This window comes from Undibacterium sp. FW305-107, assembly GCF_058788535.1.
The window spans coordinates 661,228-680,689 of sequence record NZ_JBYTAV010000001.1 but is presented as its reverse complement, the minus strand read 5'-3'; the positions used below and the strand labels follow the sequence as shown (position 1 = coordinate 680,689).

Sequence of the window (19,462 nt, the reverse complement as noted above, 5' to 3'; positions counted from 1 at the left end):
AAGTGCTCACAGATGTCAGGCTGGCATAGCGGCCTGCGCTGCCAGCATGCTTTCTCTGCGGAACTGGAAATGCATCCACACCAGGGACACACAGACGGTGCCATACAACAGCATGAAACAGGAACTGCGCACACCGGTAATGTCAACAATCGCACCGAACAAGACCGGCAAGATGAAGCCTCCAAGACCACCGGCCAAACCAACTACGCCAGAGACGGCACCGATATTGCTGCTGTAATCGTCCGAGATGAATTTGAAGACAGATGCCTTGCCAACAGCCATCGCAATACCCACGACAAACAGGATGGTCGTGAACAGCATTGGTGTCAGGCCGATATGGAATGTCTGCATGCCGTTGATGGTCTTGATCGTAAAATCAGTTTGTGGATAAGACAGCAAGAAGAATGCTACCCAGCACACCCACATGACCCACCAGGTCACCTTATAGGCACCAAATTTATCGGACAGCCAGCCGCCAAAGGCACGCAGGACACCGCCAGGCAAAGAGAAGCAGGCGGCCAGCAGGGCGGCACTCTTGATGTCGAAGCCATATTCAGTCACGTAGTACTTGACCATCCACAAACTCAAGCCCACATAACCACCGAAGACGACGGAGTAGTACTGGCAATAACGCCAGACCTTGGGGTCTTTCAGCATTTTCAGCTGGGCCAGGAAGCTGATGTTTGATTTGACGTTATGGCTGGGATCAGTGGCAGAGAATACCCAGAAGATCAGGGCTGCAGCCAGCATCATGACTGCATACACCTTGGGCACCAGAGTCCAGCCAGCTGCTGCGATCAATGCCGGGGCGATGAATTTATTCACCGCCGCACCAGAATTGCCGGCCCCAAAGATGCCCATGGCAAGACCTTGCCTGTCCTTTTTGAACCAGCGGGCAACATAAGGCGTGCCGACAGAAAAAGAACCGCCTGCCAAGCCAACGAACAAACCCAGCACCAGAAAATGCCAGTAAGCCGTCGCATAGCTGATCAGATAGATAGGTATTACTGTGAACAGCATCAGCAGGAACAGGACGATGCGGCCGCCAAAACGGTCTGTCCAGATGCCCAGTGGTACGCGTATCAGCGAACCGGTCAGCACCGGCATGGCCGTCAGCAAACCAAACTCGGTTTCATTCAGATGCAGGGCGGTCTTGATGGGTATCCCAATCACGCCAAACATCATCCAGATGGTGAAACATACAGTGAACGCCAGCGTGCTGGAACCCAGCACCGCATACGCTTTGCCCTGACTGGCCATGACAGCTCCTTTTACTTTTATAGGTGCTATCAGCTTACAAAGAGTAGGGGTATTTAGAAATTCGTCTGACGGTTGCTGTTTTCCATGCAAAAGGAGGGGACGCATGTCTGGAAGAACTAGTTCTTTTGAAGAGCCGGACCGGAGCAAACCATGCAGGTCACGCAGTCGGCGCAGACACGATTAGTGCATCAATTGCAAGTAATTGAAAAATTTATCGAAAAAACAACAAATTTGTGCTAGCGATTGCTTGGCTTTGTTGCAAGATGCATGTCAATTTTATAAACTGAAATGGCAAGTAAATACCATTGATATCCTTTCACACTCTCCTCACTCCGATTTGAGATCACCTTATGCATACACAATTAAAACAAATGCGCCGCCTGGCTGGTGTCGCCACCGTGACCGGGGCCAGCATGTTCTGTCATGCGGTTCTGGCACAAGAGGCCAAAATCAAAGAGACGCCACCAGCACCGCCGCTGGCCAGTCAGATCGATGACCGCGATGTAGCCGCAGACCTGATCAAGCCAGCAGCCAATCTGCTGAGCGGTGAGCAGCGCAAGATGGTGGAAAGATCGGGCCGTGAAATACGCTATTTCCTGCCAATACAGATGACGCCAGGGTTTATCTACAATCCCTCTACTGGCGAATATGACCAGGTGTCCTTGCGCTCGTATGGCCGCAATGTTTCTGGTGTGCCTAATCTGCTGCGCCCCGACTTTGTTGCACCTACGGTAGTCATGAAACCAGGACAGACCGTGCGCTTTGACCTCAGTAACCGCCTCGACAAGGAACCAGGTTGCGAGCTGGTGGCGAAAGACAACGTCAATACCCCGCATTGCTACAATACGACCAATCTGCATTCGCATGGTTTGTGGATTTCACCATCGGGCAATAGCGACAATGTGCTGCTGGCGATCAAGCCCAAGGTCAATTTTGAATATGAATACAATGTACCGGCAGATCACCCGGCTGGCACTTTCTGGTATCACCCGCATGTGCATGGATCTACTGCCATACAAGTTGGCAGTGGCATGGCCGGTGCCCTGATCGTCAAAGGCGACAGGCAGCCTACCGTACTCAGCAATGGTGATCTCGACACCTTGCTCAATCCCTTCAAACCTGCCGCGGGCAGCTATGGCGAAGTGATGCTCATGCAGCAGATTCCCTATGCTTGCTTTATCAAGGGACCTGACCCCAAGAACCCTGGCAAAGAAATAGACGTCATACAGACCAACCCTGATGGTACCTGGCTATGCAAAAAGGGGGACATAGGCATAGTGCAAGACTTTAAGGCGCAATTCGCCCCCACTGCCTGGACCAAGTCTGGCCGCCATACCCTGATCAACGGTTTCGCACGTAATCCTGCCAAACCTTTGGTGATGGAAGCAGGCAAACTGTATCGCTGGCGCTTGATAGATGCAGGTGTACGTGAGTCCATCGTTTTACGTATCCGCAAAATCAACGACATCAGCAAGCTGACACCAACCGCCAATACACCAGAGGCACTGCAAGCCGAGGTTAAAAATGCCTGCAACGGCATTGACGTATTGCAGTTTGAAGTCGCAACCGATGGCCTGACACGCCCCAGTGCTTTTGCCAAGGTGACCAATACCTTGCAACCGGGCTATCGCAGCGATATCTTGTTCAGCCTGCCAGAAAAAGGTGATTATTGCGTCTATAGCGATTCCGGCGCGCCTGACTTTGTTTCTGCCCAGCCGAATAATGCGAAGGTGATTACAGTGATCCATGCGACCGGCAATAAGACCAGCGGTGATCAGACGCAATTCGTGACCAAAGAACTGGTACGTGCAGCTGGCTTATTGTCGAGAAGTGTGCGCGATACCATCATCAGGGATTTGAAAGATGGCTTGAAACTGACGAAATTCGTGCCGCATAAAGCCATCCCCGAATCCGAACTCACTGATCCGCAAAAACCAGTCGATCTGGTACTGGGTATTGATCAGCGCGGCGGCAAAATTGCCTTTGACGTCAATGGTGCACCCTATGTACCTTCTGAAGTCCATCAAACCCTGATCTTGGGTCAGGTACAGGAATGGCATATCAAGTCTTACAACCCGACTGACACAGGTGAAGCACCGATACAGCATCCTTTCCACATCCACGTCAATCCCTACCAGATTATCAGCATCACCGATAAAAACGGTGTCGATGTCAGCGCACTCAAAGATACGACAGCGCCGACGATAGGGCAATATGCCGGTATGCAGGGAGTATGGAAAGACACCATCATGGCGACACCAGGTTATACCGTCAAAACCCGCACCCGCTATCAGCGCTATATCGGTGAGTACGTCTTGCATTGCCATATCCTTGATCATGAAGACCAGGGCATGATGCAAAACGTCAAGGTCGTGCTGCCGGATGGTAATGGCGGTGCATCCACAGGTGGACATGGAGCACATGGTTCGCATTGATGTATACATTGACCCACATACTCCTTATTAAGCAGACTTCCTGAATACACAGTGTGGTTGCATACGAATAATCGGATAATCGAACATCCGGTAATCAGGCAGCCACACTGCTGCACCTGCCTTCAGGTTTGGGCATCAAGAATGAAAGATACAAAATGAACACCTCAAGATATCGATTGCTCGCGGGCCTGCTGCTCGCCAGCTGCTTCACCATCAATGTCAGCGCACAAATTTCAGTGCCCCGGGAAATCCAGTATCGCAAGAACATTGATGAACTCAGTGCCGAGGAACTGGCTGCATTCGAGCACGCTGTGAAGATGATGAAAATCAAGAGCGCGAAAAACATTTATGACAGAACTGGATTTTTATGGCAAGCCTGGGTCCACAATTGCACTTCGGTTGCCGTAAATGACAAGCGCCACCATGCGCTGGGTAGCGGTGACGACAAGCAATTGTATGAAGTCATTAACGGGCAACTGAATGTCGGTAATGAGATTAACGACACCTTAAGCAACCCGTTCAACGGTTGTAAATTTGACGAACAGGTTAAAGGTACTGGCAACATTACCTATGAAAATCCGGGCATGTGCGAACACAGGAAAGACACTTTTTTCCAGTGGCACAGAGCTGAGTTTTATTTTTACGAAAAAGCCCTGCAAGATGCTGACCCCGAGGGTTTGTCTGGCCCGAGTACGAAAAACGTTACCGTCCCATACTGGAACTTCACCAAGCCCCCAACGGGCAATCGTTATCCTAAAGCTTTTGAAGATTCAGCATCGCCATTATGGTTCAAGCACAGGTTGCAGAATCCAGCTGGCAGCAAACCTGCCATGCCCAGTTACACTTCACCTTATCTGATGGCCTACCTGATTTACAAGCAGGACTGGCAGTCCTTTGGTGGGTATTCCCTGGGTGGTGCCGGTAACTCGGGCTCATTTGAATCACAAATCCACGATACCATGCACGACGAGTATGTGCATGGTTACTTGCGTAACCCCGCTACTGCTGGTCTTGATCCCCTGTTTTATTCCTTCCATGCCTTCATTGACTATGCCCTGGAAAAATGGATAGAAGAGCACGGCAGCGAGACGATCACAGGTGGCAACTGGTTCATGCGCGGCGAACAGGATGCGCGCCTGCAATTGCCGGTCGGGTTTGAAGAAGGTATTGGAAAAAAACGCGAGCCGTACAGCAATTACACCAAAAACATGGGACGGGCAGAACTGTATTACGACACCAAAAAACAGGGTTATGCCTATCAGTCCGGTGCCTTTGGCGAGTTTGTCCCCAAGAGCCAGATTGACGCCATCGTTGCCAAACATAATCTGCCAGGTGCAACCCTGGGGGACAATCCGCAAAGCCTGTTCAGTGAGTTGATGAGCCATGGCGCACATGGCCCTGCATCCCGTCCCAATGCGATAATCCAGGGCAAAGTCAAGATTCAGTCGCTGGATGGAAGCAAAGCCCTCATCGATATCGTGCGTGAGGCTGGCAGCGACGATTACAGTTATCAGGCGGATGTCTACTTCCATCCGCAAGACGTTGCAGCCGATGTTGGTAATAAAAATTTCCGCAAGCGCTACCTGGTCTTGAGTGCCAGCTATTGGGCCTTGTCCGGGCATCATCACCATCATGATGATGCAGGCAGCAGTGTGCCTTTGAGATTGACCCAGGATATCAGCAAGGATATCAACAACCTGCGTCTCGGCGGCAAGGATGGCCAGGAATGGACTGTCACGCTAGCGATCAGTTCGCGTGATAATCCGTCTGGCAAATTTGCCTTCAGCGCCCCCGTCATCAATTACAGCAAATAAAATCAGGAGTGCATGATGGTTTCGTTTAACCGTGACATCAAACCAATTTTTGCCCGCTACACAGCCTGTATGAAAAGGGTAGTGTTAGGTGATACACAAGGCACAGCCAACCTTGAGCTTGACGATTATGAATGCGTAAAACGTTTTTATTATCAGGTACAGGTGGCGATCCATGGCTATGACGAGGCAGTTGGCGCGCCGCCCCTGCTTGTGAAAGATGGCCCGGACAAAGGCAAGCCTGTCAAAGCCTCACACCCCATGCCGCCTGGAGGAGAAAAAAACCGCATGGATCAAAAGAAAATTGATTTATATGACCAATGGATAAAAGAAGGCATGCAACCCTGACTCATTGATCACCTGGCCGGGTTTGTGGAGTTATCCAAAAACCCGGCAGGTTTTAGCTCAATGTGGGTAACACCATAAGCTGCAAGTTTCTTTTTTTAGTCTGCTGACGATATTGCATGAGCCAGCTATTGTAAAGAAAAGACGGACTCGATTTGTGTGGCTTCTTGAAGATTAATCTCTTGCATAGACGTCGTCAATTTTTGGCCAATCGGATTTACAAAAACAGTAATCGGTGTGTCGCTTGTCAGAAAATGTGCGCTTTGAACTTCAACAATATCAATCATTTGCCAACGATTTGTCTGATTTAGCCAATTTGGCGCAATGATAGAAAGTTGACGCATTCTGGTATTGGGGTTGACTGTGACATCATGGTAAAGTTGCAATAAATCACGCTCCGATGAAATAATCCTACGCATATTTAGCACTTCTTCCTCATTAATCAATTCAAAATCGACGAAGAAATATGGAATATTAAGTTCGAGATCAACACACTTCCAAGCATGACTGCGCTCTTCTCCAAGTTGCAAAAAAAAACGGGCATTGCGTACGAAGGATAGGTGATGATCATAGAATTTATAGTAACAAGGTGTATGCCAATTAATGCCAAGAAAGGTTTAGAGGCACACAGTAACACGATACTACGTAACTCGTAGTATCTGGCAACTAATATAACTACGAATCTCGTAGTTCTCAAAATACATAGAGAACTACGGAATGAGTAAAGGAAACGAAATTTTCGGCAGGCGGCTCAAAGAATTGAGATTGGCTGCTGGAATTTCCCAAAAACAATTAGGCATACAAGCTGGGATTGATCAGTTTGTAGCCAGTCCGCGTATCAATCGATATGAAAAAGCAGTACATCAAGCAGACTATTTAATTGCAGAAAAATTAGCTGCAATCTTGGAAGCACCTACTTCATATTTTTATACGGAAGATGATGATCTCGCTGAACTCGTACTTGAATATCACCGGGCCACACCCAAAAAAAGAAAGTCTTTATTCAAAATGTTGCGTGAGTAAAATCACATCTATTAATAGTTTTATATTCATCATCGCCTGATGATTTTACAGTGCCGAGGAAACGGCTTCGATATAGATATTTTCTGCATAACATCCTAGGATATAGGCTATTGCGAAATCAAGATAACTATGCTCCAGCCCAAGCTTGGCTACGGCTGACGAGCAGATGCTGCTTGTATGGTGGGCGTAGCTGCTCCCTTGTTGCAAATTCCAACTTTTGTCACACATCAATTCGCCGTGCTAAACGAATTGTTTTGAATTCGGATTCGAGGAAGGAAAATTTCTTTTCAAATAACGAAGCGATGCGAGTATCCGCTGTGGCAAAAAAAATCAGTCTCTTTGATCGAACCGCGAAATCTCGCAGATAGTCCATGAATGAAAGCGCATTAAGGTCATCAATATGTGCAATTGGATCGTCTAAGAGTAATATCGGCGGAGCAGTTTGCAAGGTGAGGTTCAGTGCGAGAAATATTGAAAGCGCAAATGCGGCACGCTGCCCTGTACTGATTTGGTCAAGTGTGCGTGGCTCATGATGTACACGGGTGTGTATCCAATGCTGAAGGCGTTTGGGTCATCCATAGAGTTTCTGACATACTTTCTTGGCTTAAGCTGGCACTCTGAGTTTGCAAACAGGCGTAGAGATTTATTCAAGATGGTGCTAATTGCCAAGAAAGAATAATTGCTCATTTTTGATAAGCGCGCTATCCTTGTGCTGTAACCCAGCATGATTCCACTCCCGCTCCTTGCTAAGCAACCTAAGCTGGTGATGCCATCTTGGAACAATATGTGACCGTTATTAGTGTCCTTTAACGGTAGCTGAAAACAACCTTATGCTCTAGCTTAGCAAAAACAGTCCCGATGTTTCCTCCCATTAAGCTGGAGCCTAGAATTCCATTCTTCGTTAAGGATGGTGTTCAGAACTCGTTTTGCCGCACTGAGTCATAAACATAGAGCCGATGCGGTGCGAGTGGCGCGGCACCTGGGTTGAATGCAGCGCGACGTTCGGCATAAAGAAGCCGCCGATTGCCTGCCCGCGCGGGCGGTTTTTGCGCTCATGCATGACCTCGCCCATCAGTCGTCCGCACATCATCCATAGGTTGCTCAGGGCGAACAACGTATGCAATTGTTGCGTGTTCTTCATCAGGCCGTGGTAGCGCACCTTTAGTTGCCACCGTGCGCGGCGACGAACATGGCGACAGCCGACCGGCAATAGGATTCAATTTCGGTATCGTCCTCTGCTCTCGCCTCATCGAAGCGTGCGATGATCAGGAGATCAGATCCTTTGAAAAGCGCGGCAAACAAGCGGGCGGACCGGAGAGCATCGGGCACATGGAGAATCGCCTTCGCGTGCAACTGACGCAACAGAGCCTCGATTTGGGCAATGACATGGGCGGGCCCGGCTTCGTAATGGAGCTTGCTTAACGATTTTTGATTCGTCTTGTCGGCCAAGACCATGGCTTCGACACTGCGGACGTCCGGGCTCAACAGCGTGCGAAGCAGGGATGATCCCATCGCCATGAGCTGATCTTCGGCCGAACCGTCGGCACCTTCGAAAAGGGCCTGTGGTGCAAACGGACGACAATGGGCCATCATGGCCGCGCTGAACAGAGCCTCCTTGTTCTCGAAATGCCGATAGATGCTGAGCTTGGATATCTTCGCTCGCTGGGCGACCTTATCCATGGTCGTCGCTTGAAAACCCAATTCCACAAAGAGTTCGCAGGCGGCATCGACGATCGTTTGGCGAAGCGCTTCGTTAGCGGGCCGGCCGCGCCGGCCTTGACTGTTTTTGGTCATGACAATTCCAGTACTTGACAGTATTCAAATTATTGAATTACTATACCACATAGTATCTTAAATGTGCAATCCAACCCCTTCCATCCACAACAACACGGAGCCCATCACCATGAATGACGTCATCATCATCGGCGGCAGCTTTGCCGGCCTCGCCGCAGCCTTGCAGCTCGGCCGTGCCCGCCGCAAGGTCATCGTTCTCGACACTGGCCGGCCGCGCAACCGCTTTGCCGGTCATTCGCATGGCTTGCTCGGCCATGATCACAAGCCACCGCTGGACATCTTGGCCGAGGCGCGGCAGCAGTTGGCGCGCTATCCAACGATCAAGCTGGTCAATGCCAGGGCCGAGAGTGTGTCTGGCGCAATCGACGATTTCTGCGTCGTCACTGACGATAATGAAAGCCTAAGGGCGCGTCGCCTGATCCTGAGCTATGGCGTCGTCGACCAGATGCCTGACGTCCCAGGCTTCGCCGAAGGCTGGGGTACATCCATTGTGCCCTGCCCCTATTGCGACGGCTACGAAGTCGCCGACAGGCATTGGGGCCTCGTCTGGTCCGGCCCGCAGTCGCACAATCAGGTCAGGCTGTTCCACGATTGGACCGACAAGTTGACTGTCTTCACCGATGGTCACGACATTACGCCCGAGATTCGGGCCGATCTGGCGCGCCGCAACTTACCTGTCGTTGATGGCCGGATTATCGAGATCGCTCATCAGGGAAGGCATAGCGCCACCGTCAAGCTCGATACTGGCTTCAATGTCGCGGTCGACATCCTGTTCGCACATCCGCGCAACAAGCCGTCCGCAAGCCTGCATGAATCACTGGGCCTCGCTACGGTGGATACGCCCACCGGCATCGTCCTCAAAGTCGACGAGCGCCGCCAAACCAGCATGCCTGGCATCTACGCCGCCGGCGACCTCACGACGCCCTTCTTGCCCTCGGTCACCCAGGCATCATCGCAGGGCGCGATGGCGGGTATCTTCGCCCAGCAGTCGATGCTGGTGTGAGAAGACACACATGGAATTCGAACACGTCACCTTCGACCTGCCACACGGCACCTTTCACGCGCTGCAGGGTGGCGATCCCGATGGCCAACCGACGATCGTCTTGCACGGTTTCCCGGACCATCCGCCGACCGCGAAGCCCTTCCTTGCTGAACTCGGCCGCCGTGGACGCCGCGTTGTCGCCCCCTGGCTTCGCGGTTACGCGCCGTCCCCGACTGCGGGGCCGTTTGACTTCACGGCCATCACCAGCGACGTGCTCGCGCTGATCGACCTCTGGTCTCCGGGGCGACCCGTGGAGTTGATTGGCCACGACTGGGGCGCCCTGATCACATATGATGCCTGCGTCACTGCGCCAGAGCGGATCGAACGCGCTGTCGCGCTCGCAATCCCTCATCCACTCACGTTCATGAGTCGGCTGACACACCCCGCTCAGCTACGCCGGAGCTGGTACATGGGGCTCTTTCAACTGCCAGGAAGCGGCTGGCTTGCCACCGCCCGCGATCTCGCCCTCATCGACCACCTTTGGCGTCAGTGGTCGCCCGGCTTCTCGCTCGATCCTGCGCTCAAGGCGGAGCTACACGAGCACCTACGAGCGAGCATGCCCGCGCCTCTAAAGTACTACCGGGCGATGCTGCAACCCGGAATGCTTGGGGCGACGCGCCGCATGTCTCATCCGATCGAGGTGCCCCTGCTGCAGCTTCACGGCGCCGACGACGGCTGCATCCTCCCCCCGCAGGTCGACGACCGACATCGGTTCGCTGCCCCGCACGCGATGGAGGTCGTCCCCGGCGTCGGCCACTTCCTGCACATCGAAGCCCCCGAGGCGATCGCAGAACGGATCGCGGCATGGGGCCGAGTAGTGTCTTTACCCCTGCCAAGCGAAAAGCGTAGCTAGTTAAGAACGAATCAGAACAAGGAGATAGCATGACAGAGCAAAAGGCCTATCAGGTTGCCGACTGGAATGACCAAAGCGGGGAGCGCTGGGTCGCCAATCAGGCCCGGCTCGACGCCATGGTAGCGATGTTCGGCGAGGCCGTGATCGAAGCCGTCGCGCCCGTGACGGGTGAGCGCGTGCTGGACGTCGGCTGCGGCGCGGGCGCGTCAAGTCTGGCTCTGGCCACCCGCGTCGGCGCGGTGGGCCAAGTGCTGGGCGTGGACATATCGGAACCACTGATCGGCCGAGCGCGCGCGCTTGCGCCACAGGATACGTCGGCCCTGTTCCAGGTCGCCGACGCCAGCAGCGCCGAGCTGCCCGAGGGCGCGTTCGACATCCTCTTCTCGCGTTTCGGGGTGATGTTCTTCGACGATCCGACAGGGGCGTTCGCCCACTTGCGACGTGCGCTCCGGCCGGACGGGCGGGTCGCTTTCGTCTGCTGGCGCAGCGCGGCCGAGAACGATTGGATGCGCCTGCCGATGGGCGCACTCAAGAGCATCGTCCCGCTGACCGCGCTGCCAGATCCCGAAGCACCCGGCCCATTTTCGTTCGGCGACCGGGGGCGGGTGGCGCGCATCCTGACGGCAGCTGGCTTCACCGATATTGCTATCGCGCCCTTCGATGCTTCCGTCCCGTTTGGCGAGGGCAGGACGCGCGACGCAGCGATCGACGACGCGGTGAAGATGGCACTCGAGGTCGGCCCGCTGTCGCGTGCCCTCGCTGATCAGCCCGACGACATCCGCGCCCGCGCCTCGGCCGCAGTTCGTGCCGCCTTCGCTGTCCTCCCCGGCGAGCGGTCGGTGATGATCAACGGCGCGGCGTGGATCGTCATGGCACGCAATCCAGTGAGCTGGCAGTGATTAATAGGGGGAGACGCCCCCGCTCGGTGGAGCGGGGTGTCTTTGGCCAGTCAGATTGATGTGCCCTCTGGCTTGGAAGCCCCCATTAGCGAGCTAGAGGCTTTAATGGCGGGGTACAGAGTTTGCGCGACACTCGAAAATGTTGGTGCACGTGCTTAGGGATGGTATTCGAAATTTCTGCTGACCTCGGCAGTCGGAAAAGGATTCCCGAAAAGAGGGAAGTCCATGAAACAAAGCGACCTTGGTCTGGGCCTGAGCAACTGACGGACGCGCAAGCAGGTATTTCTCGACGAGATGGAGCTGGCAGTTCCGTGGCAAGAGTTTCTGGCGTTGATAGCGCCGCACGCCTCGGTCAAGGCGACAAGCCGCAAACCGTTTCCAATCGAGGCGATGCTGCACATCCACTTCATGCAGCAATGGTTCGGGCCGTCGGACGTGGCGATGGAAGAATGAACGGTGCTGAAATATACTGTTCATCATATAAACGGAATTTTTAACTTATTCAAAAAACACGGTACTTGAACTGAATTTGAATCGAATAATATTTGGAGCTGTGTAAGTTTTAGTCAAGGACACATGTTCTTTGAAGTAAGTAGCTTATCGCAATGATGGGTTACCTAACCAGCTATTAGTGATGTAATACTTGGACGCTAGTTTGTAAACATCGAAACTCACACTTTTGTAAAATTTGAACAGCATGGAAATCTCTGCAAGATAGACGGTCACCTGGAAAGCCCTCGCTCCTGCAGAGATACCTTCACAAGCGCAAACCAGGTCTGCAACAATGGCGAGCAAGATAAGCGGTGCCATCAGGAAGTACCCAGAGATGCTGTCCCGGCTGCACAGGTAATTCCTGCGTCGGCGAATTTGGATGACGCCAGACCAAGCCAGAAACGTGGCATCGATCTTATTGATTTTGCTGAGTAGAATTTGTTCAAAGAACCAGGCGCGGCCTGCAGCATTTGCCGTGCGTCCGTATTCGGATGCAAACCGAAATTTCTCCAGACGCTCATTCATGGTTGATCGCTTGGCAGTATCTGAACTGCCAGGCATGCTGGCTACATATCGCAATACCACGTAGATGCCGCGATAAATATAGAGTGCCAGACACAGAATCCATGGACGTGCAGCAAAAGTACTGTCCATTTGCCCAATGATCTCATCATGGAAAAGCTTGTCCGATATGATCTCGGAAGCTTGTGCCTGGTCAAGACGGTTAATCACTTCGTCAGCAGTTTCATCATCAATTTTGAACATGGTGCCCTTCCACAACGAGCTCTGCCGCCTGTGATTCGCTTAGCTGTTCTGGCATTGCCGCCTTCAGGTATGCTCGATAATTCGCTTGGTTTTCGTCTCTTCTAGTTGCCAAAGATCATCGGTCACTTTGCGTGGTAACTTATACGTCTTCCCTGATATCTCGACTTCGACGTTTTGCTGAAAATGTGAAATACCCATATCAAACACCAACTTCGATATTTGTTGGACAGGTTACCTAATTGCTAGTACTTCGGGTTGACGGGGTTGCCAACCGCCACCTAGCGCCTTGAATGCGGCGACTGCTGCGCGGGCTGATTCGGTTTGTGCTTGCGCTTGCATATCGGTAGCGCGTAGCAAGTTTTCGTCAGTTTGCAGGACTTCGATAAGGCTGACGACTCCTTTCTGGTATGCCGCAAACGAGGCACCTCTCGCCCGACTGAGCGAGCCCACACCCTGAGTGAGTATGTCAGCCTGATCCTCACGTTTGACCAGGGCCGAGAACGCGTTTTCTACCTCTTCGGTTGCGCGCAGCACAGCGAGCCGATAAGCCGCCAACGCCTCGGCTTCCTGCCCCTTGGCCAGATCAATCTGTGCATTGATGCGGCCAAAGTCGAACAGACGCCAGCGAAGACCCAGTACGCCAGCGGCCTGGCTTGCACCACTGGTGAACAGGTTGCTGCCAGACACCGATGTCGTGCTGCCTATCAGTCCGCTAAAGGAAAGCTTGGGATAGTACTCGGCAATCGCCATGCCGATACGGGCGTTCGATGCAGCCAGGCGGCGTTCTGCCACGATCAGATCGGGCCGGCGCCTGAGCAAATCACCTGGCGAACCGCTAGATGCAATTTGCGGGGCGGCCGGAATAGCACCAGTATGAGCAAGTTCCACCCGGTAAGTGCCGGGTGGTTTGCCTAACATGACATCCAGCGCATTCATGGCCGTATCCAGCCCTGTTTCGAGGATAGGCACCGATGCCCGCACTTGGGCCAGCGCAGCTTCGGCCTGGCGCACCTGAAGTTCCGCCGTCAGTCCCTTGCCATATAGCAGACTGACGGTGGCGAGCAGGTCTTGTTGCGTCTGCACTTGTTTGCGAGCGATGTCAAGGCGGGCTTGCAGTCCGCGGATACTAATATAGATGTCGGCGGTTTGCGCTGCCACCGCCAGTTGTGTTGCCGTGGCACCCGCTTCAGAAGCCTGATATTCAGCCAGTGCAGCTTCCTGACCACGACGCAAGCCACCGAATACATCCAGTTCCCAGCCTGCACCGAGGTCGGCCTCATAGGCGTTGCCGTGGCGATCGAAATTGGGCTTTGAATTCATGATTTGCCCCAGCGGCGTTTCAAGCGATTGATAGGCGCGCGCGCCCTGGGCACTGATATTGCCGGAAGGCAGCAGTGCGGCATTCGCGGCCCCGAGTCCTGCGCGCGTTTGGGCGACACGAGCGGACGCCTGGGCAAGATCGAGATTTTGCGCCAGCGCCAGCGTTACGTAGCGGGTCAGTTGTGGGTCGCCAAAGCCTTCCCACCAGGCGATGAAGTCTGCGGTGGCTTTTGCATGCCGCTGCTCAATCGCGGTCTGACCTAAGTAGCGATCTGGCATTGAGGAGGCAGGTTGATGATAATCTGGTCCGACAGCGCAACCTGCTGCAAGACCGGTGGCAATGAACATCAAGAGAGAGCGTTTGATTGACATGGGCATCTTCCGTGAAGTGAAAAAGGGTAAAGTATTTGGTGACTATATCATGAAATGGTCACATGTTGTGCAAATCAAATTTAAAGGGTAAGCTATCGGGCATGAGCAAAACAACCATCACAACTACCACAATCACTACGCCGACCACGCATCCGGGCACAGCCCGGGGACCGGTTGATCATGGAGTGCGGGATCAGATCATCGTCGCGGCTACCGGGCACTTTCGCCTGTATGGATACGAAAAGACCACCGTCTCTGACCTTGCCAAGGCCATCGGTTTTTCCAAAGCCTATATATATAAGTTCTTCGAGTCCAAGCAGGCTATTGGAGAACTGATTTGCGCAAATTGCCTGCGTGAGATTGAAGCGGATGTCAGGGCAGCTGTTGACGGGGTCAAGCATCCGCCAGAGAAATTCCGGCGCATGTTCAAGACTATCGTCGAGTCCAGCCTTCGCCTGTTTTTTGAAGACCGTAAGCTGTATGACATTGCTGCCTCGGCTGCTACCGAACAGTGGGAGGCAGTGCGTACCTATGAGGAGCGCATCAAGCTCATGCTGGAAGACATTCTGCGGCAGGGGCGCGAGACCGAGGAGTTTGAGCGCAAGACTCCTCTTGATGAGACGGCGGCAGCAATTTACCTGGTGATTCGCCCTTATCTTAATCCGCTGATCTTGCAGTACAGCCTGAATTCCACTGATGATGCACCAGCTCAGTTGTCCAGTCTGGTGTTACGCAGCCTTTCACCATAAATACGAAAAATATGAAGTGACTGTTGACAATATTGGTCACTAGTCCCAAAATACGAATCCTGTTCAGTTCTATATGGGATTCCTATGTTCCGTCGCCTTGTTTTTTCTGCTTTTATATCTGCATTGCCGTTTGCGCTGGTCGCTTGTAGTGCAAAACCGCAATCCGACCCCCGTACCGAAGCGCCGTTGGTACGTGTGGCTACTGTTCAGAGTGCGGTCGCCGCATCACGTACTTTTACTGGCACGGTAGCTGCCCGGGTACAAAGCGATCTCGGTTTCCGGGTATCTGGCAAAGTGCTGGAGCGCCTGGTGGATACTGGGCAAACTGTCAAGCGCGGGCAGGTGCTCATGCGCATCGATCCTGTTGATCTGAAGTTGGCTGCCCATGCCCAGCAAGAGACGGTGGCCGCCGCCCGGGCGCGGGCGCAGCAAACGGCGGAGGATGAAGCACGCTACCGTGACCTGCGCGGAACCGGTGCGATATCGACATCAGCCTACGACCAGATCAAGGCTGCGGCAGATGCCGCGAAAGCCCAGCTTAACGCGACCGAAGCCCAGGCAGAAGTTGCGCGTAACGCCAGCCGCTATGCAGAATTGTTGGCCGATGCTGATGGCGTCGTCATGGAAACCCTGGTTGAACCCGGTCAGGTCGTCAGCGCTGGCCAGGTCGTGGTACGTGTTGCTCGTGCCGGACATCGCGAAGCCATCATCCAGTTACCGGAAACCTTGCGCCCTGCCGTCGGTTCAGTTGGCCAGGCCACGCTCTTTGGTAAAGAGGGTCTTACTGTTCCGGCCAAACTCAGACAACTCTCGGATACTGCAGACCGGCTAACCCGCACCTTTGAAGCGCGGTATGTGCTCGATGGTGAGCTGTCAAATGCCCCATTGGGCGCTACTGTCACTATCCAGATTCCGGACGGGCTTGCCGTTGCGCAGGACAGCCTACGGGTACCTATTGCTTCCCTATTTGATGCAGGGAAGGGGCCAGGAGTCTGGGTGCTCGAAGATGAGCCGGCAAAGGTTGCCTGGCGTGCCGTCAAGGTCCAGCGTCTGGATGACGATGGCGGCTATGTCAGCGGAATCACCGGACAACTCAAACAAGGTGACCGGATAGTCGCACTCGGCACGCATTTGCTGCGCGAAGGTCAGCAAGTGCGGGTGACCACACAGGCCGCTGCCACAACGCCGGGAGTGACTCCATGAGCGAAGGTCGTTTCAACATGTCGGCGCTCGCCGTACGCGAGCGATCCATCACGCTGTTCCTGATCTTCTTGATCTCGGTTGCGGGCATTCTCGCATTCTTCAAGCTCGGGCGTGCCGAAGACCCGCCATTTACGATCAAGCAGATGACTGTCGTCACCGCGTGGCCAGGGGCAACAGCCAGGGAGATGCAGGATCAGGTCGCTGAGCCACTCGAAAAGCGCATGCAAGAGTTGCGGTGGTATGAACGCACGGAAACCTATACACGTCCTGGTCTGGCGTTCACCATGGTTTCCCTGCTCGACAAGACGCCGCCTTCGGAAGTTCTGGAAGAGTTCTATCAGGCCCGGAAGAAGCTTGGAGACGAGGCCAAAAAGCTGCCTGCCGGCGTCATCGGGCCGATTATTAACGACGAGTATGCCGACGTCACGTTTGCGTTGCTTGCCCTCAAAGCCAAGGGCGAACAGCAACGCTTGCTGGTGCGCGATGCGGAAGCGCTGCGCCAGCAACTGCTGCACGTCGTGGGCGTGAAAAAGGTCAACATCATAGGTGAGCAACCCGAACGCATTTTTGTCTCTTTCTCCCACGACCGACTGGCCACGCTAGGCGTCACGACGCAGGACATCTTCGCCGCGCTGAATAGCCAAAACGTATTGACACCCGTCGGTTCCATCGAGACCAAGGGGCCACAGGTTTTCCTTCGTGTTGATGGCGCGTTCGACAACCTGGACAAGATCCGACAGACCCCGGTTGCTGTGCAGGGGCGGACGTTGAAGCTGTCGGATGTGGCGACCGTTGAACGCGGCTATGAAGACCCGGCTACCTTCCAGGTTCGCAACAACGGCGAACCGGCATTGCTGCTGGGCATAGTGATGCGCGATGACTGGAACGGGCTCGATCTCGGCAAGGCGCTTGAGGCGGAAATCACCAAAATCAACACCAGCCTGCCGCTGGGAATGTCGCTGACCAAGGTGACCGATCAGTCCGTCAACATCAGTTCGACAGTGGACGAGTTCATGGTCAAGTTTTTTGTTGCCTTGCTCGTCGTGCTGGTGGTCTGCTTCATCAGCATGGGGTGGCGCGTCGGCATCGTGGTCGCAGCCGCTGTACCGCTGACCCTGGCTGCCGTGTTCGTCATCATGGCGGCCACCGGCAAGAACTTTGACCGCATCACGCTTGGTTCACTGATTTTGGCGCTGGGCCTGCTGGTGGACGATGCCATCATCGCCATTGAAATGATGGTGGTGAAGATGGAGGAAGGGTATAACCGTGTGGCGGCGTCTGCCTACGCCTGGAGCCACACAGCGGCCCCCATGCTGTCCGGCACGCTGGTTACCGCCATCGGCTTCATGCCCAATGGATTCGCGCGTTCCACAGCAGGTGAATACACCAGCAATATGTTCTGGATCGTCGGCATCGCCCTGATCGCGTCCTGGGTGGTGGCCGTCGTATTTACGCCCTATCTGGGGGTAAAGATGCTGCCAGACATCAAGAAGGTTGAAGGTGGGCACGAAGCGATCTACAACACACGCCATTACAACCGTTTCCGGCAAGTGCTGGGGCGCGTCATCGCCCGTAAATGGCTGGTGGCAGGCACGGTCGTCGGGACGTTTGCGCTGGCCATTGCTGGCATGGGGCTGGTCAATAAGCAATTCTTCCCGACATCTGACCGACCAGAAGTGCTGGTGGAAGTGCAGATGCCGTATGGTACCTCCATAGTGCAAACCAGTGCCGCGGCGGCAAAGGTTGAAGCCTGGCTTGCGAAGCAGAAAGAGGCCAGGATCGTGACTTCCTACATCGGCCAGGGCGCTCCACGTTTCTTCCTTGCGATGGCCCCTGAATTGCCGGATCCATCGTTTGCCAAGATCGTGGTACTCACGGGTGATGACAAGGAACGCGAAGCCCTCAAGTTCAGATTGCGCCAGGCGGCGGCTGACGGGCTGGCACCCGAGGCACGGGTGCGCGTTACCCAGATTGTGTTTGGCCCGCCTTCTCCCTTTCCCGTGGCCTACCGCGTCATGGGGCCGGACCCGGAAAAGCTGCGCGCGATCTCCGCGCAAGTCGAGGGCGTCATGCACGCAAGTCCAATGCTTCGCACCGTCAACACGGATTGGGGTCCGCTTGTACCTGCCTTGCACTTCACGCTAGATCAGGACCGGCTTCAAGGTGTTGGACTGACCTCTGCTTCAGTTGCCTTGCAGTTGCAGTTCCTGCTGAACGGAGCACCGCTGACGGAGGTACGCGAAGATATCCGTTCAGTGCAGGTAGTTGGCCGCGCGGCCGGCAATATCCGTCTCGACCCCGCGAAGATCGCAGGCTTTACGCTGGTCGGCTCGGCAGGGCAGCGTATCCCCCTGTCTCAGGTAGGTGCCGTCAATGTGCGTATGGAAGATCCGATTCTGCGACGTCGTGATCGTACACCGACCATCACGGTACGCGGCGACATCGCCGAAGGGCTGCAACCGCCAGATGTTTCCAGCGCCATCATCAAGCAGTTGCAGCCTGTCATTGACCAGCTTCCTTCGGGCTACAGAATTGAAGAGGCTGGCTCTATAGAAGAATCCGGCAAGGCTTCTACGGCGATGCTACCGCTATTCCCTATCATGATTGCGCTCACGCTGCTTATCATCATCTTGCAGGTTCGCTCGATCTCGGGGATGGTCATGGTGTTCCTGACCAGTCCGCTGGGACTGATCGGCGTGGTACCGACGCTGCTTGTATTCCAGCAACCATTCGGCATCAATGCACTGGTTGGCCTGATTGCGCTTTCAGGCATCTTGATGCGCAACACGTTGATATTGATCGGGCAGATTCGTGAAAACGAAGAGGCCGGGCTGGAACCTTTCCGTGCGGTTGTCGAAGCCACCGTGCAGCGCGCCCGACCTGTGGTCTTGACGGCATTGGCAGCGGTCCTGGCCTTCATTCCACTGACCCATTCCGTGTTTTGGGGGACGCTTGCCTACACGCTGATTGGCGGCACATTAGCGGGAACAATCCTGACCCTGGTGTTCTTGCCAGCGATGTATTCCATCTGGTTCAAGATCAGGCCAAGCCCATCGCAAAGCTGATGTGCTGACTGCCCTCATTCACTTAGACAAAAGG

At 54.2% G+C, this 19,462-nt stretch carries 15 protein-coding genes and 2 pseudogenes; 11 read left to right on the top strand and 6 right to left on the bottom strand.

The window, feature by feature from the left end; all coding sequences use genetic code 11:
* Positions 1 to 15 precede the first annotated feature (15 nt).
* Entirely contained in the window at positions 16 to 1,260 is a 1,245-nt protein-coding gene (locus tag AC3WQT_RS03185) for an MFS transporter (RefSeq protein ID WP_492702177.1), read from the bottom strand.
* 350 nt (positions 1,261 to 1,610) lie between these two features.
* On the opposite strand from AC3WQT_RS03185, the gene AC3WQT_RS03180 reads away from it, so the two are divergent.
* From AC3WQT_RS03180 to AC3WQT_RS03170, 3 genes are all read left to right on the top strand, one after another.
* A complete protein-coding gene (locus AC3WQT_RS03180; RefSeq protein ID WP_492702175.1) occupies positions 1,611 to 3,695 on the top strand; it encodes a multicopper oxidase family protein in 2,085 nt (694 codons plus the stop codon).
* 155 nt (positions 3,696 to 3,850) lie between these two features.
* Positions 3,851 to 5,509, top strand: a complete 1,659-nt coding sequence (locus tag AC3WQT_RS03175) for a tyrosinase family protein (protein WP_492702173.1) — start codon at positions 3,851 to 3,853, stop codon at positions 5,507 to 5,509.
* A 12-nt stretch (positions 5,510 to 5,521) separates the two neighbouring features.
* Entirely contained in the window at positions 5,522 to 5,854 is a 333-nt protein-coding gene (locus AC3WQT_RS03170; RefSeq protein WP_492702171.1) for a hypothetical protein, read from the top strand.
* Positions 5,855 to 5,979: 125 nt separating this feature from the next.
* Here the strand turns inward: AC3WQT_RS03170 and AC3WQT_RS03165 are convergent, their stop codons facing one another.
* Complete coding sequence (locus AC3WQT_RS03165) at positions 5,980 to 6,381, bottom strand: hypothetical protein (protein WP_492702169.1); 402 nt, start codon at positions 6,379 to 6,381, stop codon at positions 5,980 to 5,982.
* A 187-nt stretch (positions 6,382 to 6,568) separates the two neighbouring features.
* On the opposite strand from AC3WQT_RS03165, the gene AC3WQT_RS03160 reads away from it, so the two are divergent.
* Entirely contained in the window at positions 6,569 to 6,874 is a 306-nt protein-coding gene (locus AC3WQT_RS03160) for a helix-turn-helix domain-containing protein (protein ID WP_492702167.1), read from the top strand.
* Between the two features lie 1,063 nt (positions 6,875 to 7,937).
* Here the strand turns inward: AC3WQT_RS03160 and AC3WQT_RS03155 are convergent.
* Positions 7,938 to 8,039: pseudogene (locus AC3WQT_RS03155) on the bottom strand (IS5/IS1182 family transposase); the annotation flags it as partial.
* Positions 8,036 to 8,668, bottom strand: coding sequence for a TetR/AcrR family transcriptional regulator (locus AC3WQT_RS03150; protein ID WP_492702165.1), 633 nt, complete (start codon positions 8,666 to 8,668; stop codon positions 8,036 to 8,038). The gene AC3WQT_RS03150 and the pseudogene AC3WQT_RS03155, both read right to left, overlap by 4 nt.
* Positions 8,669 to 8,777: 109 nt before the next feature.
* On the opposite strand from AC3WQT_RS03150, the gene AC3WQT_RS03145 reads away from it, so the two are divergent.
* The 4 genes and pseudogenes from AC3WQT_RS03145 to AC3WQT_RS03130 form a co-directional block, all read left to right on the top strand.
* A complete protein-coding gene (locus AC3WQT_RS03145) occupies positions 8,778 to 9,671 on the top strand; it encodes an NAD(P)/FAD-dependent oxidoreductase (protein ID WP_492702163.1) in 894 nt (297 codons plus the stop codon).
* Positions 9,672 to 9,681: 10 nt separating this feature from the next.
* Entirely contained in the window at positions 9,682 to 10,563 is an 882-nt protein-coding gene (locus AC3WQT_RS03140) for an alpha/beta fold hydrolase (RefSeq protein ID WP_492702161.1), read from the top strand.
* 29 nt (positions 10,564 to 10,592) lie between these two features.
* Positions 10,593 to 11,462, top strand: a complete 870-nt coding sequence (locus AC3WQT_RS03135; RefSeq protein WP_492702159.1) for a class I SAM-dependent methyltransferase — start codon at positions 10,593 to 10,595, stop codon at positions 11,460 to 11,462.
* 225 nt (positions 11,463 to 11,687) lie between these two features.
* A pseudogene (locus AC3WQT_RS03130) lies at positions 11,688 to 11,912 on the top strand (transposase); the annotation flags it as partial.
* 147 nt (positions 11,913 to 12,059) lie between these two features.
* On the opposite strand, the gene AC3WQT_RS03125 reads toward AC3WQT_RS03130, so the two are convergent.
* Complete coding sequence (locus AC3WQT_RS03125) at positions 12,060 to 12,719, bottom strand: hypothetical protein (protein ID WP_492702157.1); 660 nt, start codon at positions 12,717 to 12,719, stop codon at positions 12,060 to 12,062.
* 231 nt (positions 12,720 to 12,950) lie between these two features.
* Complete coding sequence (locus AC3WQT_RS03120) at positions 12,951 to 14,411, bottom strand: efflux transporter outer membrane subunit (RefSeq protein ID WP_492702155.1); 1,461 nt, start codon at positions 14,409 to 14,411, stop codon at positions 12,951 to 12,953.
* A 101-nt stretch (positions 14,412 to 14,512) separates the two neighbouring features.
* Here AC3WQT_RS03120 and AC3WQT_RS03115 point away from each other — a divergent pair, with 101 nt between their 5' ends.
* The 3 genes from AC3WQT_RS03115 to AC3WQT_RS03105 all read left to right on the top strand — a co-directional run bounded on the left by AC3WQT_RS03115 (position 14,513) and on the right by AC3WQT_RS03105 (position 19,428).
* A complete protein-coding gene (locus AC3WQT_RS03115) occupies positions 14,513 to 15,160 on the top strand; it encodes a TetR/AcrR family transcriptional regulator (RefSeq protein ID WP_492702153.1) in 648 nt (215 codons plus the stop codon).
* A gap of 84 nt (positions 15,161 to 15,244) precedes the next feature.
* Positions 15,245 to 16,363 carry an efflux RND transporter periplasmic adaptor subunit gene (locus AC3WQT_RS03110; protein WP_492702151.1) on the top strand — a complete coding sequence of 373 codons (1,119 nt, stop codon included), beginning with the start codon at positions 15,245 to 15,247 and terminating at the stop codon, positions 16,361 to 16,363.
* Positions 16,360 to 19,428: an efflux RND transporter permease subunit gene (locus tag AC3WQT_RS03105; protein ID WP_492702149.1), complete on the top strand. Its 3,069-nt coding sequence runs from the start codon at positions 16,360 to 16,362 to the stop codon at positions 19,426 to 19,428. The genes AC3WQT_RS03110 and AC3WQT_RS03105 overlap by 4 nt, the downstream gene beginning before the upstream one ends.
* Positions 19,429 to 19,462 lie beyond the last annotated feature (34 nt).

What these genes read in the sequence shown, in the direction of transcription:
- AC3WQT_RS03125 (WP_492702157.1), bottom strand. Translation starts at nt 12,719, where the DNA reads ATGTTCAAAATTGATGATGAAACTGCTGACGAAGTGATTAACCGTCTT.
- AC3WQT_RS03185 (WP_492702177.1), bottom strand. Translation starts at nt 1,260, where the DNA reads ATGGCCAGTCAGGGCAAAGCGTATGCGGTGCTGGGTTCCAGCACGCTG.
- AC3WQT_RS03115 (WP_492702153.1), top strand. Translation starts at nt 14,513, where the DNA reads ATGAGCAAAACAACCATCACAACTACCACAATCACTACGCCGACCACG.
- AC3WQT_RS03105 (WP_492702149.1), top strand. Translation starts at nt 16,360, where the DNA reads ATGAGCGAAGGTCGTTTCAACATGTCGGCGCTCGCCGTACGCGAGCGA.
- AC3WQT_RS03110 (WP_492702151.1), top strand. Translation starts at nt 15,245, where the DNA reads ATGTTCCGTCGCCTTGTTTTTTCTGCTTTTATATCTGCATTGCCGTTT.
- AC3WQT_RS03180 (WP_492702175.1), top strand. Translation starts at nt 1,611, where the DNA reads ATGCATACACAATTAAAACAAATGCGCCGCCTGGCTGGTGTCGCCACC.
- AC3WQT_RS03120 (WP_492702155.1), bottom strand. Translation starts at nt 14,411, where the DNA reads ATGTCAATCAAACGCTCTCTCTTGATGTTCATTGCCACCGGTCTTGCA.
- AC3WQT_RS03150 (WP_492702165.1), bottom strand. Translation starts at nt 8,668, where the DNA reads ATGACCAAAAACAGTCAAGGCCGGCGCGGCCGGCCCGCTAACGAAGCG.
- AC3WQT_RS03135 (WP_492702159.1), top strand. Translation starts at nt 10,593, where the DNA reads ATGACAGAGCAAAAGGCCTATCAGGTTGCCGACTGGAATGACCAAAGC.
- AC3WQT_RS03170 (WP_492702171.1), top strand. Translation starts at nt 5,522, where the DNA reads ATGATGGTTTCGTTTAACCGTGACATCAAACCAATTTTTGCCCGCTAC.
- AC3WQT_RS03175 (WP_492702173.1), top strand. Translation starts at nt 3,851, where the DNA reads ATGAACACCTCAAGATATCGATTGCTCGCGGGCCTGCTGCTCGCCAGC.
- AC3WQT_RS03160 (WP_492702167.1), top strand. Translation starts at nt 6,569, where the DNA reads ATGAGTAAAGGAAACGAAATTTTCGGCAGGCGGCTCAAAGAATTGAGA.
- AC3WQT_RS03145 (WP_492702163.1), top strand. Translation starts at nt 8,778, where the DNA reads ATGAATGACGTCATCATCATCGGCGGCAGCTTTGCCGGCCTCGCCGCA.
- AC3WQT_RS03140 (WP_492702161.1), top strand. Translation starts at nt 9,682, where the DNA reads ATGGAATTCGAACACGTCACCTTCGACCTGCCACACGGCACCTTTCAC.